This window comes from Staphylococcus ratti (assembly GCF_020883535.1).
GTDB classification, from domain to species: domain Bacteria; phylum Bacillota; class Bacilli; order Staphylococcales; family Staphylococcaceae; genus Staphylococcus; species Staphylococcus ratti.
The window spans coordinates 2,248,298-2,262,090 of the sequence record NZ_CP086654.1; the positions used below are offsets into that span (position 1 = coordinate 2,248,298).

At 32.4% G+C, this 13,793-nt stretch carries 15 protein-coding genes and 3 pseudogenes; 5 read left to right on the forward strand and 13 right to left on the reverse strand.

Translation table 11 applies throughout. The annotated features are described in order from the left end of the window. Positions 1-301 precede the first annotated feature (301 nt). Entirely contained in the window at positions 302-772 is a 471-nt protein-coding gene (locus LN051_RS11005; protein WP_229292544.1) for a 2-thiouracil desulfurase family protein, read from the forward strand. A gap of 38 nt (positions 773-810) precedes the next feature. Here the strand turns inward: LN051_RS11005 and LN051_RS11010 are convergent, their stop codons facing one another. The 4 genes and pseudogenes from LN051_RS11010 to LN051_RS11025 all read right to left on the reverse strand — a co-directional run. Continuing rightward, positions 811-981, reverse strand: coding sequence for a hypothetical protein (locus tag LN051_RS11010; protein WP_229292545.1), 171 nt, complete (start codon positions 979-981; stop codon positions 811-813). Positions 982-994: 13 nt separating this feature from the next. Then, positions 995-1,177 carry a CsbD family protein gene (locus LN051_RS11015; protein WP_229292546.1) on the reverse strand — a complete coding sequence of 61 codons (183 nt, stop codon included), beginning with the start codon at positions 1,175-1,177 and terminating at the stop codon, positions 995-997. A gap of 226 nt (positions 1,178-1,403) precedes the next feature. Then, a complete protein-coding gene (locus LN051_RS11020) occupies positions 1,404-1,724 on the reverse strand; it encodes a nuclear transport factor 2 family protein (RefSeq protein WP_229292547.1) in 321 nt (106 codons plus the stop codon). 15 nt (positions 1,725-1,739) lie between these two features. After that, positions 1,740-2,033, reverse strand: a pseudogene (locus LN051_RS11025) (ABC transporter ATP-binding protein); the annotation flags it as partial. Between the two features lie 363 nt (positions 2,034-2,396). On the opposite strand from LN051_RS11025, the gene LN051_RS11030 reads away from it, so the two are divergent. Both LN051_RS11030 and LN051_RS11035 read left to right on the forward strand, forming a co-directional pair. Next, entirely contained in the window at positions 2,397-2,927 is a 531-nt protein-coding gene (locus LN051_RS11030; RefSeq protein WP_229292548.1) for a hypothetical protein, read from the forward strand. 387 nt (positions 2,928-3,314) lie between these two features. Next, a complete protein-coding gene (locus LN051_RS11035) occupies positions 3,315-3,791 on the forward strand; it encodes a DsbA family protein (protein ID WP_420854011.1) in 477 nt (158 codons plus the stop codon). A 276-nt stretch (positions 3,792-4,067) separates the two neighbouring features. On the opposite strand, the gene abc-f is transcribed toward LN051_RS11035, so the two are convergent. From abc-f to LN051_RS11070, 7 genes and pseudogenes are all read right to left on the reverse strand, one after another. Then, on the reverse strand, positions 4,068-5,684 hold the full coding sequence (gene abc-f, locus LN051_RS11040) for a ribosomal protection-like ABC-F family protein (protein WP_229293683.1): 1,617 nt from the start codon (positions 5,682-5,684) through the stop codon (positions 4,068-4,070). 455 nt (positions 5,685-6,139) lie between these two features. After that, complete coding sequence (locus LN051_RS11045; RefSeq protein WP_229292549.1) at positions 6,140-6,547, reverse strand: YjdF family protein; 408 nt, start codon at positions 6,545-6,547, stop codon at positions 6,140-6,142. A gap of 727 nt (positions 6,548-7,274) precedes the next feature. After that, positions 7,275-7,880 carry a DUF3885 domain-containing protein gene (locus LN051_RS11050; RefSeq protein ID WP_229292550.1) on the reverse strand — a complete coding sequence of 202 codons (606 nt, stop codon included), beginning with the start codon at positions 7,878-7,880 and terminating at the stop codon, positions 7,275-7,277. Between the two features lie 170 nt (positions 7,881-8,050). Beyond that, positions 8,051-8,268, reverse strand: a pseudogene (locus LN051_RS11055) (transposase); the annotation flags it as partial. A gap of 17 nt (positions 8,269-8,285) precedes the next feature. Then, positions 8,286-8,414, reverse strand: a pseudogene (locus tag LN051_RS11060) (DUF4176 domain-containing protein); the annotation flags it as partial. Further along, the gene (locus LN051_RS11065; RefSeq protein ID WP_229292551.1) at positions 8,411-9,049 is read right to left on the reverse strand and encodes a DUF443 domain-containing protein; all 639 of its coding nucleotides are present in this window, start codon (positions 9,047-9,049) and stop codon (positions 8,411-8,413) included. The gene LN051_RS11065 and the pseudogene LN051_RS11060, both read right to left, overlap by 4 nt. A 3-nt stretch (positions 9,050-9,052) precedes the next feature. Next, the gene (locus LN051_RS11070) at positions 9,053-9,370 is read right to left on the reverse strand and encodes a hypothetical protein (RefSeq protein ID WP_229292552.1); all 318 of its coding nucleotides are present in this window, start codon (positions 9,368-9,370) and stop codon (positions 9,053-9,055) included. An 843-nt stretch (positions 9,371-10,213) separates the two neighbouring features. On the opposite strand from LN051_RS11070, the gene LN051_RS11540 reads away from it, so the two are divergent. Together LN051_RS11540 and LN051_RS11075 are read left to right on the forward strand one after the other, a co-directional pair. Beyond that, positions 10,214-10,324 carry a hypothetical protein gene (locus LN051_RS11540; RefSeq protein WP_420853979.1) on the forward strand — a complete coding sequence of 37 codons (111 nt, stop codon included), beginning with the start codon at positions 10,214-10,216 and terminating at the stop codon, positions 10,322-10,324. 161 nt (positions 10,325-10,485) lie between these two features. After that, positions 10,486-10,629, forward strand: coding sequence for a hypothetical protein (locus LN051_RS11075; protein ID WP_229292553.1), 144 nt, complete (start codon positions 10,486-10,488; stop codon positions 10,627-10,629). 125 nt (positions 10,630-10,754) lie between these two features. Here the strand turns inward: LN051_RS11075 and guaA are convergent, their stop codons facing one another. Both guaA and guaB read right to left on the reverse strand, forming a co-directional pair. Beyond that, the gene (guaA, locus tag LN051_RS11080; protein ID WP_229292554.1) at positions 10,755-12,296 is read right to left on the reverse strand and encodes a glutamine-hydrolyzing GMP synthase; all 1,542 of its coding nucleotides are present in this window, start codon (positions 12,294-12,296) and stop codon (positions 10,755-10,757) included. 22 nt (positions 12,297-12,318) lie between these two features. Further along, complete coding sequence (gene guaB, locus LN051_RS11085) at positions 12,319-13,785, reverse strand: IMP dehydrogenase (protein WP_229292555.1); 1,467 nt, start codon at positions 13,783-13,785, stop codon at positions 12,319-12,321. Positions 13,786-13,793 lie beyond the last annotated feature (8 nt).

Consider the following 13,793-nt stretch of genomic DNA (forward strand, 5'->3'; position numbering starts at 1 on the left):
GTATATTTTCCGCTTCTTCAATGTATCGTATTGGCACTTGAGCATCATCACGTACCAACATTTATGTATCCAGTTTCTTTCAAATTTTTAATTGATATTCATTCTCAATTATATAGTAATCATTGGTTTTGTAAAGAAATAACCTGACTTTATGCAAATTGGTATTTTTCAACCTTTATGCATGAGACTAGTGTGATTCATTATATTTAAATCCATCTTTGTACACTATGTCTTTAAAATTCACTTTAATGATATGATTAAGAAAATAAACCGTTAGAATTTCAAAAATTGGAGGTGCCTTATGATTTTAATTAGCGCGTGTTTAGCTGGAGAAAATGTACGTTATGACGGTGGTAATACCTTTAATTTAGAATTAAAAAAACTCGTGGATAGTGGTTTAGCTCAAACGATATGCCCAGAAATTTTAGGTGGTCTTTCTATTCCACGAGAACCTGTAGAAATCGTCGGCGGAGATGGCCATGATGTTTTAAATCATAAAGCTAAAATTATAGACATTAAAGGCAACGATGTTACTCAAGACTATTTGAAAGGTGCTGCATTAGCTCTAAAAACTTGTAAAGCACTGAATTGTACTACTTTAATATTGAAGTCAAACAGCCCTACATGCGGATCGACCACCATCTACTCAGGAGAATTCAATGGGAACAAAAAAAGTGGCGTCGGTCTATTTACAGCAATGTTAGCGCGTCATAACATTAAAGTTTATGATGAAAACAATTTCCCAATATCCAGCATCACTTTAAATGAATAGGCTATCGTAAATACTTATAGGTAAAACGCATATTAACGTTACACCGCCATTGTTACAGTTATAAGACCTCTCTGACCCAAACTTTTGATAGTAAGTGCATCATTATTATATTCAAAAAATAAAAACGAACGGGCAACATCGTAAATCGCTTTACCATGCGCGCGTTCGTTTTCGTAATAGAAATGGAGAAATCGATTTGATTTCATCATTCTAATCTCGTTTTTATTTTTTCATTTTATCTACAAAGTCATTTACTTTTTCTTTAGCGTTATCAGCCATTTCTTTCACTTTACCTGAAGCTTTATCTTGTTGACCTTCTTTTTCTAAATCTTTATCGCCTAAGAAATTGCCTGCTGTTTCTTTTAAGTTACCTTTTGCTTGTTCTTGATTACCTTCGTTATTCATAGTTATGTCCTCCTAATAAGATGTATTCATTCTAATAAATACCCAAATCAGAACAATTAAAACACAAAAATAACCGGCGCGGAGAGAAAGTGATAAAACTTCGGTATCTTAGCTCCTCTCTTGATGAGGTATAACCCCCATAGATGAGCACGAGACCCATTCAGATGACTAAACATCATTACTTAGCACCTAATTTTCAATGCCATATTAAAAATTGTCATTTCATCTATCTTATTTCTGTACCTTGATGAAACAGTAACTTCCAATCCCCTTCATAATATTTCCAGATAGAACTACGCTTTGTTATTGTGTTTCTTGATACATTAAATAAAGTATACGTACATAATATACAACCTTTTGCTAAGGTTTGCGCTTCAAAATCCTTGATTTCATATTTATCTGTATCTAGCTTGGAATGGCTAATATCATGTTTATTATATACTTTTCCAGATTTACCAATTTCTTTAAAATCTGGATGTAAAATATCTTGGACTTTATTGTGCTTTCTATTCTCTTTTTTTAAATGTAGCCATTCATATTCAATCATGTAATATCTCCCAAACTATAGCCTCCAACCTTCTACTTTGTCTTAATTTGAATAAAGTTTTGGTACATACCTGGCTCACTTACTAATGTTTGATGATTGCCTTTTTGGATGATTTTACCTTCGTTTAATACGATAATTTCGTTGGCATTTTTATTGTTCCTATTTTGTCGCGATAGTAATTACTGTTTTTCCTTTACTCAATTCATCAATGGCATTTTGTATGAGATGTTCGTTTTCTGGATCGATACTCGCAGTTGCTTCATCCAAAATAATAATAGGCGCATCTTTCAATATCGCTCTTGCGACAGTACGCGTGCAACCAATATACTATTATAAATAAAACTTTAATTTATACTAAAGATGGTAATAAGTTCGAATTACAACGTCTAGGGACAACTTATGCTGAGGTAAATATAAAATCAAATGGGATAATAAAAAATTAGCTGTGCGCTATGATGGTGGCGATAAAGTTTTAAAAATGGCTTAAAATGAGAATGAAAAAGATTAAATTATGTGAATTAAACACAATAGCAAAAAAGTTACTAAAAAATATAAATTATATTTCAAGTCTATATTTTACATTTTTTAAATCGTTTTTTAATAAAGGATTAAAAATTGATTGTTACTGTATTAGTATGTAAGCGAATTAAAAATAAATTGGAGGACTTGAAAATGAAGATTAAAAAATTATTTAAATTTACTGTGGTTATGCTCAGTTTTGTTTTAGTGTTTACTTTTTTAACATCTGCACCAACTAAAGCTAAAGAAATAGAAGCCCCTACTGATAAAGAAGTAAAAAAAGCAAAACAATTTTCCCAAAATAGTCTAAAAATAAATGAAGATGGAACATACGAAATTGATAAAGAATCGGCATCTAAAATATATTCTGATTCAGAAATTAAAAATATAGATAACACTTTACAGTCTATAGATAAAAAAGTATTATCTGGACTAAATAAACAATATGGATCTCCTCAAGATAAAAACCAAAAAGATGTCACACCATATTTCGCACCGGCAATTCCAATTGTAGCCATGGGAATATGGGAGTTATTAGGTTGGTTAGGAACTATAGGTTTTGGTGCCATAGCTGCAGCTTTTGCTAAAGATATGTATACACACGGAGTAAAGAGTGCATGTAAAAAATTTGCTGGAAAAAATAAACATATTAAGTCTTGGTGTAAAAGCAATGGTTACTTATAAAAAATAGAATAAGCTATAACAAGAACAACTATAATATCAAAAATATCAATACTTTCATGATTAGAAGAAAGTAAAATATTTCTGACGATATAGTTGTTTCTTGTTGTAGTACTTTCTTTTAATTTTTTAGAAAGACATACATACAAATATTTACATAATAAGTAGATAGGAGCTATTACTATTAAAATGAAGAAAAATTTAAGCACGGATACCCCTCCAAATTATATTATTTTAATACATTCACTAAAGAATATACGCTAGTAGGAGAAATCAAATGAAATATATATTTAGAAATTTAAGCAATATAGTAATTATTATTTTAACCGTTATCTTTCTTCCTGTAATAATACTAACACACAAGTACATAACAAAAAAGAAGAAATCGTTATATATGGTGATTATAAATGTCCTTATTGTAAAAAATTAGAGACTGATATTATGCCAAAACTAAAGAAGGAATATATAGATTCAGGTAAAGTTAAATATACATATGTAAATATGGCTTTTTTAGGTGAAGATTCAATAAAAGGATCTAGGGCAGGTCATGCTGTTAAAGATATTGCCCCCAATCAATTTTTAGAATTCCAAAAAATGATTTTTGATAATCAACCTAATCATGAAAACACATGGCTTACAGAAAGCCTAATTGATAAACAAATTGACAAACTTGATATTACTGATGAGAAAGCTTTAAAAATCAAAAAAGAATATAGAACAAAAAATAGCCAATCATGGAAAAACGCTAAAGAAGATCAAAAAGAATCTAAGAAAAAAAGAATACAAGAAGCACCCACTGTTTATATTAATGATAAAAAAATTAAAAATCCTTATGATTATCAAGAATATAAAGAACATTTAAGATAGTTGTAAAAAGTATACAAGACAACTACCTATAATCTTTTATTATGTAAACCAAATCATGACCACCCATAAAACAGGTGGTCTGATCTAGGGCTATAAGCCCGCTCTACCGGCTAGCATCTAAAGGCGTTGACTTTATCATTTCATGTTCAAGCCGAAATGCCATTGTCTCTTTAGCTAGGGGTTGGGAATTATGTCCCAACCCCTTCAGACCGCAAACACAGGTGGCTTTTGTTTTGTATTATCGGTAAATAAAATACATTACTTGATGTGTATTAATTATAGTTTAGTTTTTGCTTTAACATAATTATAGTTACCTTCGAATTTCACTAAGGTTTTATCTTTTAATAAGTACGTTGTATTAAATAACTTATTAAGAAAATATCTATCATGTGAAACTGTAATTATAGTCCCTTCATAATCTAACAAAGCTTCTTCTATCGTTTCTTTCGCATCAATATCTAAATGATTTGTCGGCTCATCTAAAACGAGCAAATTATAATCAGAATTTACAATTTGTGCCCATCTTAACCTGATTTTTTCTCCTCCACTCAAATCATCCACTTTTTTGAATACATCCTTTCCATAAAACATAAAATTAGCTAAAATATGACGTGCCTCTCCTTCTGATACTTCCACTCTTTCCCGAAATACATTTAATAAAGTGTCATTGTTGCCATTTTCAAATTCATGTTGTGAAAGATAACCAATTTTTAAATTATCTGCAGTTTTAATTATACCTTCATCTACAGAAACAAACCCTAAAATCATTTTTAACAATGTTGATTTTCCAATCCCATTGTCTCCTATGACAGCTACATGCTCGCCTCTTCTTACCAACATATTGACATTTTTAAATAATAATTGGTTGTACCTTTTAGACACACCTTCTATTTCAATAACCTTATTAGAGACTCGTTTGCCTTCTTCAAGTTCTAGCTTCATTTTAGGAGCATCTACATTCGGTTTTTCTAAGCGTTGAATACGATTCAAAGCTTTTTCCATACTTTTAGCCCTACGATACATTGCTGCGTTTGGAGGATTAGCTTGGCTAGCCCATGTTCTTAATTGTTTAATAGACTCCTTCATTTTTTTAATTTTCTTTTGCTGTGTTTTATAAGATTCAAATTCTACCAATAATCTCTTTTCTCTTTCGTCAACAAAATGTGAATAATTTCCATTATAAAAATGTAGTGTCTTTTGATCTATGTCTATAATTTGGTTTACTGTTTCATCTAAAAAATAACGATCATGTGAAACAATTACAACAGCGCCTTCATAATTTTCTATATAGTTGCTCAACCATTCTATGGATTTAAAATCAAGATGGTTTGTCGGTTCATCTAAAAGTAGCAAATCTGTAGGCTTAATTAAAATTTGTGCAATTCCAACTTTTGTACGTTCTCCTCCTGATAAATCTCCCCATTCGGATTCAAGCAAATGAGCAATATTTAAACCATGAGCAACCTTACGTATTTTAGCATCTATTTCGTAACCGCCATTTTCCTCATAATATACTTGCAATTCTCCATAACGAGACATTAAACCATCCATATTTTCTATTTCTTCGGTCATTTTTTCTTCTATAGATTCAAGATGCTTTGATATCATGTTTAACTCTTGAAATACAGATTTTAAACATTGATATACGTTTTCGCTTTTTTCATAATCAGGGACTTGGCTTAAATAACCTATCTTCACATTTTTCTTCCAACTAATAACACCTTTAGAAGGTGTTTCTAGCCCAGCTAGTAACTTCAATAAAGTTGTTTTTCCTTCCCCGTTACGCCCTACTAATCCTATAGTTTGTCTATTGTTAAGAGATAACTTAATATTATCGAATAATATGTCTTCTAAATAGCTTTTAGAAACATTCGAAGCATTTAATATATTCAATTTTTCTTCCTCCATATTATCTATAAGGAAGAAATATACAGTGTCAGTTCCTTATAGATCGATTATTAACTTCAAAAAAGACAGACTCCGCCAATTTTGGAATTAAAATCGAAAATTTGTTGCGTATGATTTGTAAATATCTGCAACAATAAGCTATAAGAAACATTTAGACACCTCCTCAAATATAATTTATAGACATTTTACAATAAAAATGCGGTTACTTAAAGAGGAGGACTCGTTTAATGACAATGTACAATACCAATATCTTCCCCCTCGAGTCAATGCAACCGTTCATCAATTAATGTTAAAACGCATTCTAATTATTTAACGTACTCATTACCATTCTTTATAAAAATAGACCAATGCTATGTAGGTAGCACTGGTCTTTCATATCGTTTTAGTTTAGTCATTATGTGTACTTTAGTAGAATTTTTTAATCTCAGGGGTTAGAAAATCTAATGTCCTTTATGTTTCTCTTTGAATTTTTGCCTTTTCATCCTTCTTTTCTTCTCTTTAAGCGCATCTCGTTCAACCTTACTTTTAACTTTACGTTGTTTCTTGTTTAATTCCTGTTCTTCTTTGATGGCAGCATGTGCTTTAGACAAATGTTTAAATTGTTTTTGTTCTCTAGAGACAAGCCTTTGAAGACGTTTAGGATTGATTCTTTTTTTATCTTTTTTCATAGCGACAGTCGTTTTCGTTCCGTCTAAACTTGCCAGCAACTGTTTATCAACAAACCATAATATTTCATCATAACCAGGTTCTTTTCCAAAAGTGTGCTTTATAAATTTAGACTGCTTAGACTCTTTAAACTCTACTATACCAATAAAAAACTGACCGTCGTGATATATAGATAGTTTCATACTACCCCTCCTCTTATTTTTACAGAAATGATGGACGACCTGAGGAGGAAGGTTACTGATAGATAGCATCTACATTGGGACTACCAACCCAATTGTGTTTTTACATTTCTGCTTACATATTAAATCATTTCAAAAATAATGCAATAGCAAATACGTATACATTCTAATCATTAAAAAGTTTCCATCTTTATACTCAATAAAAAGAATATATAGGTTATAATACACTTATAGTTTAAATTGATATTTTCTAAAGTATTGACACTTGAATCAACAGTAACCAAAACTTAAAAGCGACCGTTTATGAGGAAAATAGGAGGTATATTATGAAATTTGGTAAATATAGATACGATTACAACTACTTAATTATATCTATCCCAATTTTGATAGTGTCTATCTTTGTACCCGCAGTATTCATTGTATTTTGTTTATGTTTAATGTATGGCTTTGAAAAACGTCAGTGATTTCAACACCTTTAAAAAGCAATGTCATGTCTATATTAAAGGAACGAACTAAATGTTAGAAATGCTAATTATAAACTAAATATTATTGCTTTAAGGTAGTTTATTAGTATGGGGCTATCCAGAAAAAATCGTCTTAACTTTCTAGTATTTCTCTTAGCTGTCCCCCTATTTAATACTGCTATTCTATTAACCACATGCTTACATTGAAAATTTATACATCCACTTTATGAAGTAGCTAACTTAGAAAGAAGGATACACTAAAAACCTTAATCTGATTCATCACTTATATCAAATGCTAGGTCGCTATACTTTTGAAAATAACGTAAATATAACTCTTTATTTACAAAATATAGCCATAAACCTCTATCATCATATAGATGGTATAAAATGTTTTTTGTTTTATTGATTAGATACACCTCTATATAATCAACGCCTTGGTTAATGCTAGGTGATAAACCTTTAAAATCTTGATTACAAATAGCTCTTACTAACTTTTTATAATTTATATCCTTCAAACTCTTATTTTTATACGCTAATTCATAGCACTGAACCCCATCACCGTTAGTATATTTTTTGAAACGTGGCAGTTCATCTTTAGTGAAATAACTAAACTTTTCTTTCAATCTAGTTTTTCTGTATGTATCTCCATACAAATAATTAACAAAAACGATGTCAATAGTATCACTAATCGAGAATAAGTCTTCTAAAATTTGAATTGCATTGTTGTGTACTTTAGTAAAATAGATTTTATTAAAGCTATCACGATCTTCTAAAAAAGGATGCTCTCTTTCACTTAAATCTAAATGAAACGCACTATCCATTTCAAAGAAATTCAAATCACTTATTTTCGTAACATTAATATTACTATTCATATTTATCAATCATTCCTTTTATGAATTTCCATCTTTAGTGAAAGATCTCTCCTTGTTACTCGCTCACCCAATAATTTTTATTATCCTCTATGTGTTTTCCTTTTATTCTTATAGGTAGGGCTTCAAGCCTTATAATTTTTAAAATTTTAATAACCCCTAACTTAAAAGGATCATGATCTCCCAATCAACTTATCAATTGACTCATCACGCTTTTCTTGGTTCTGTATATATTTTCTAATTGTTCCTTTATTTAAACCAACTGTGCTCACATACTACCCTGCTACACAAAGGTGACGATTTTCAAATTCGCATGTTTATCAAATATCATTAATGCACTTTTACCTTTTAAATATCCCTTGAAACTGAATATGCTTATTTTGGGTGGAATGTCACTGAAAGCTAAAAAGGATATTTACATGCGACATAATCAAACATTATTTTTTGATTTTCTTGCTCTAAGATAGATCCACGTTTTAAAATCATCATTTTTTGTGAACCACCTTTTAAATATACAATACTGCCTATTGTAATCATTTTTTCACCTCATTTGTTTTTAATATAACATGGATGTTTTTATCTAGAATCGAAGACATGTTTAATAAAAAGAAACTTGCAGTCATAACAATTAAAGCAAGGAATCCTATTATATTTTGGGTAGGTGAAGTTACTAACATACTCAAAGCCATTGTTGAAAATCCACCAAAAAATATATAAGAAAATAAGGATAAACAAATATTTTTAAATGTAGGTATTAATATGATTTTTTCGTTATCATCTTTATTTTCATCAAAAATATTTAACTTCAATTTTTTGTTCAGTTTGAAAAAACATATTAAAACGCCTAGAAGTATTATACAGCATATTACTATTGCTATTTCTTTTTCTAAATGAACATCGAGCAAATATATATATTTTCTTGTTACGGTTGCTAATAACACTGCAACCCCTGTAATAGACCAAAAAATATTATTATTAGCCTGTTTGACAATTTTTAAACTTTCAAATTCATTTTCGCTAATTTTTGCGTACTTTTTAGGAATAAACCAATTAATCATGGGAAAAAAGTAAGCAATCCAAGTACTTACTAATTCGACCATTAAATATTCATTATTATATTTAATAATACGATATTTAGGATTTTTATTAATGTGTTTAGATTCACAAAGCAATGTTTACCACGCCCATTTCATTGGATTAATATGTTTGCCGATACTTTTTGCAGCATCTCCAACTGTATTTTTAACACTGTCTATAGCAGCTTCTGTAGATTTTCCTACAGCTTCCATCCCATCATCAATTTTGTGACCTACCCAATCTATTTTATCTTTTAATCCAAATTTATTTGTTTGGTAAGCCCAATCTGCAAGATTTGAACCAATATAAGCAGAAGCTAAAATACCTACAGTAGTCCATCCAACAGGATTACTACCTAGGGCAAGAGTAATTAACGCGGTTGTCACTATACCAGCACCAAGTGTCAAACCCCACACAGTGATAGATTTCCCACCATATTTCTCCTCTTTTCTATCTATAAATTTATAGTATTACCTTATACTATTGTCTTTTTAAATCCTTAAAATCATTTTATAAAATAAAAGCACATACAACTAGCCAGAACTTAATAGCGAACACGCTCTCAATAACTAGCAATAGATAGTATAGCTACTGTAACAACTATGTGTTGTTATAATATATGTATCGCGTGGCATACAAAAACTGAACCACAACTGTTACTTTTTCGGTTATTAGGATCGCCTTGATACGGGAAGAATTGCTATTTGATAAAGAGCTTCAACCCTTAAAGTCTTCGACGTCGAACGATTTTGGAGTTCGTTAGATACTTTTATAAATTTTCAAGCTTGTGAGGCGTTGCAATTCATTGACTTTAACAAACTATATCCTTTGACAAAACTTGTGCAAGAGGTACAAACTATAAATTGGTAATATATCTCCGAAAACTAAATCATCTCATAAAATAACAAGTATCGATGATAAAATTGCGTGTGTATTGAAATCGTGGTGCGCATATCAACGAGTAAAATCACTTAAACACAGACATACTACGTCTGATAAATATCAACACGTTTTCACCACTGTAAATGATAATAAACCGTTATAAGCAGAGCATTGCAATAAAACATTAGATTTAATTTGTGAGAAGAGTAATTTCAAGATAGTTAAAATTCACGGCTTTAGACATACACATTGTTCTCTATTGTTTAAGCTCGCTTATCTATTCAAGAAGTACAAGATAGATTAGGTCATGGAGATATCAAAACAACTAAGGACATGATGAGTAAATTAGAAGCGGTTAGTTATTGGGAGGGTATGAAATGAAGAAAACTATGACAATACGTAAAACAAATAAAAAAGAAAAAATAATTGGCTTTGCTGTTTGGGGATTTATAATAGCTTTAATGATTTATTACTTTATGAATAATTAGAAACGGTGTGAAGATGAATTGTTGACTCTTATCATTAAAGGTGCTAGTATTTATCCATAAATAAGTTAACTCAACCCATGAGAGTAAGACACCCCACCATAAGGGGATGAGCGAAATCATGGGTTTTTTGTATGAATTTTCATTATAAGGGGAAAATATTGATGAAAATAGCCATATTAGTCGATGGTCGATACTATCGAAAAAGAAGTCAAAATGTATTTGGAAAAGTTACAGCAAAAGAAAGAGCAGATGAGTTATATAAATATTGTAATCGACATTTAAAAGAAACACATTTTGGAACATAAAAATACGCAGATTTATATAGAATTTTTTATTATGATTGCCCCCTATTGATAAACAAGCATGCCATCCATTAACACAAAAACAACCCTCTAACCATTGCGGTTAAAGGGTTTATTGTTTCATAACATTATTCCCACTCGATTGTGCTTGGTGGTTTTGATGTAATATCATACACAACACGGTTCACGTGATCTACTTCGTTTACGATACGTGTTGAGATTTTTTGTAATACTTCCCAATCGATACGTGCGAAATCACTTGTCATACCATCGATAGATGTCACGGCACGTACACCTACTGTATAGTCATACGTACGATAGTCGCCCATCACGCCTACTGAACGAATGTCTGGTAAGACTGTGAAGTATTGCCAAATGTCACGTTCTAAGCCTTCTTCACGAATCACTTGGCGTAAAATCGCGTCTGATTCTCGTACGATTTCGAGTTTTTCTTCGGTAATTTCTCCTAGGACACGGATACCTAATCCTGGTCCTGGGAAAGGTTGTCTCCAAACGAGGTGTTCTGGAATTCCTAGTTCGATACCTAGTGCGCGTACTTCATCTTTGAATAACGTGTTGATTGGTTCAATCAATTCGAATTCCATATCTTCTGGTAAACCGCCTACGTTATGGTGAGATTTGATTGTTTGTGCAGTTTTTGTACCTGATTCAATCACATCTGTATAAAGTGTGCCTTGTGCTAAGAAGTCGACACCTTTCAATTTAGACGCTTCATCATCAAAAACATAAACAAATTCGTTACCAATGATTTTACGTTTTTGTTCAGGATCAGAAACACCTGCAAGTTTAGACATGAAACGTTCTTGCGCATTGACGCGAATGATGTTCATGTTAAATCCTTCACCGAATTGTTCCATTACCATGTCGCCTTCGCCTTTACGTAAAAGACCGTGGTCAACGAAGATACATGTTAGTTGGTCGCCAATCGCTTTATGCAATAATACCGCAACTACTGAAGAGTCTACGCCACCGCTCATTGCACATAATACGCGACGATCGCCTACTTTTTCACGGATTTTTTCAACTTCGATTTCGATGAAGTTTTCCATTGTCCATTCACCTGTACAGTTACATACACGGCGCACAAAGTTACGTAATAAATCATTACCGTACTCTGTATGGCGAACTTCTGGGTGGAATTGTACACCGTAAATGCGACGTGATTTGTCTTCAATTGCCGCATATTGTGTACTTGGGCTATCTGCGATAACTTCGAAGCCTTCAGGAATTTCAATAACTTTATCAGAGTGGCTCATCCAAACCGTTTGTTCTTCAGGTAAACCAAAGAATAATTCGTCAGATTTTGCGTTGATTGTCGCTTTTCCGTATTCACGTTCGTTTGCGCGCTCAACTTTACCACCTAATAATTTTGTTGTTAATTGCATACCGTAACAAATACCTAATACAGGAATACCTAAGTTATAAATTTCTGTATCAATTGTGAACGCATCTTCTGCATAAACAGAGTTCGGTCCACCTGATAAAATGATACCTTTTGGATTCATTTTTTTAATTTCTTCAATTGAAATTTCATGGTCATGTAATTCACTATACACGCCCATTTCACGAATACGACGTGTAATCAGTTGGTTATACTGACTACCAAAGTCTAAGACAAGAATTAACTCTTGTTCTTTTGCCATTTCCATAATGTGTGTACTCCTTTATCCCTTAGAATGAGTAGTTTGGTGATTCTTTAGTAATTTGAACATCATGTGGGTGGCTTTCTGCTAGGCCGGCTGCACTCATTTTTGTAAATTGTGCTTCTTCACGTAACGTTGCTAAGTCTTTTGAGCCAGTATAACCCATACCGCTCTTCACACCACCGATTAATTGATAAATTGTGTCTTGTAATGGACCTTTATAGTCAATACGGCCTTCAACACCTTCTGGCACGTATTTCTTAGGCGCTTTGTCTTCTTGGAAGTAACGGTCGTTTGAACCACTCTCCATTGCACCTAAAGAACCCATACCGCGGTACACTTTGTATTGACGTCCTTGGAACATTTCCACTAAGCCTGGGCTTTCTTCTGTACCTGCAAGTAAGCTTCCGAGCATTACAGCATGGCCACCAGCCGCAAGTGCTTTAACAATATCTCCTGAGAATTTAATACCACCGTCAGCAATAATTGTTTTGCCATGGTTTTTCGCTTCTGTAGCACAGTCGTAAATTGCAGTAATTTGAGGTACACCTACACCTGCAACAACACGTGTTGTACAAATCGAACCTGGTCCGATACCTACTTTTACCACGTCTGCGCCCGCTTCAAATAACGCTTTTGTTGCGACTGCAGTTGCCACGTTCCCAGCGATTACTGTTACTTCAGGATATTGCGCTTTAATTTCTTTCACTTGGTTGATTACACCTTGTGAATGGCCGTGTGCTGTATCAATAACTAGCGCATCTACGCCTGCTTCAACAAGTTTTTCTGCACGAATGCCTGTATCTTTTGCGATACCAATTGCAGCAGCTACGATTAAACGACCGTGGCTGTCTTTAGCAGCGTATGGATACTCGTTCACTTTTTCAATATCTTTAATTGTAATGAGGCCTTGTAAAATGCCATCTTCTACTAATGGAAGTTTTTCAATTTTGTGGTCTTGTAAAATCTTTTCAGCTTCTTCAAGTGTTGTACCTACAGGTGCAGTGACTAAATCTTCTTTAGTCATTACATCTGAAATTTTAATTGAGAAGTCTTCAATAAATCTTAAATCACGATTTGTTAAAATACCGACAAGTTTGCGTGATTCTCTATTATCTACAATAGGTACACCAGAAATGCGGTATTTGCCCATTAAAGCTTCTGCTTCATACACACTTTCTTCCGGTGTTAAATAAAATGGATCTGTAATAACGCCATTTTCAGAGCGTTTTACTTTTTGTACTTCGTCCGCTTGACGTTCGATACTCATATTTTTATGAATAACACCTAATCCACCTTGGCGCGCCATCGCAATGGCCATTTTTGATTCTGTTACTGTATCCATTCCCGCTGATACTACTGGGATATTTAACTGAATACGATCTGAAAGTTTTACGCTTAAATCTACTTCTTTCGGTAAGACATTTGATTCTGCTGGAATAAGTAATACATCATCAAAAGTTAGTGCTTCTTTAACAAACTTGTTTTCCCACATTTTTCGTA

What these genes read in the sequence shown, in the direction of transcription:
- LN051_RS11005 (WP_229292544.1), top strand. Translation starts at nt 302, where the DNA reads ATGATTTTAATTAGCGCGTGTTTAGCTGGAGAAAATGTACGTTATGAC.
- LN051_RS11010 (WP_229292545.1), bottom strand. Translation starts at nt 981, where the DNA reads ATGATGAAATCAAATCGATTTCTCCATTTCTATTACGAAAACGAACGC.
- LN051_RS11015 (WP_229292546.1), bottom strand. Translation starts at nt 1,177, where the DNA reads ATGAATAACGAAGGTAATCAAGAACAAGCAAAAGGTAACTTAAAAGAA.
- LN051_RS11020 (WP_229292547.1), bottom strand. Translation starts at nt 1,724, where the DNA reads ATGATTGAATATGAATGGCTACATTTAAAAAAAGAGAATAGAAAGCAC.
- LN051_RS11030 (WP_229292548.1), top strand. Translation starts at nt 2,397, where the DNA reads ATGAAGATTAAAAAATTATTTAAATTTACTGTGGTTATGCTCAGTTTT.
- LN051_RS11045 (WP_229292549.1), bottom strand. Translation starts at nt 6,547, where the DNA reads ATGAAACTATCTATATATCACGACGGTCAGTTTTTTATTGGTATAGTA.
- LN051_RS11050 (WP_229292550.1), bottom strand. Translation starts at nt 7,880, where the DNA reads ATGAATAGTAATATTAATGTTACGAAAATAAGTGATTTGAATTTCTTT.
- LN051_RS11540 (WP_420853979.1), top strand. Translation starts at nt 10,214, where the DNA reads ATGAAGAAAACTATGACAATACGTAAAACAAATAAAAAAGAAAAAATA.
- LN051_RS11075 (WP_229292553.1), top strand. Translation starts at nt 10,486, where the DNA reads ATGAAAATAGCCATATTAGTCGATGGTCGATACTATCGAAAAAGAAGT.
- guaA (WP_229292554.1), bottom strand. Translation starts at nt 12,296, where the DNA reads ATGGAAATGGCAAAAGAACAAGAGTTAATTCTTGTCTTAGACTTTGGT.
- guaB (WP_229292555.1), bottom strand. Translation starts at nt 13,785, where the DNA reads ATGTGGGAAAACAAGTTTGTTAAAGAAGCACTAACTTTTGATGATGTA.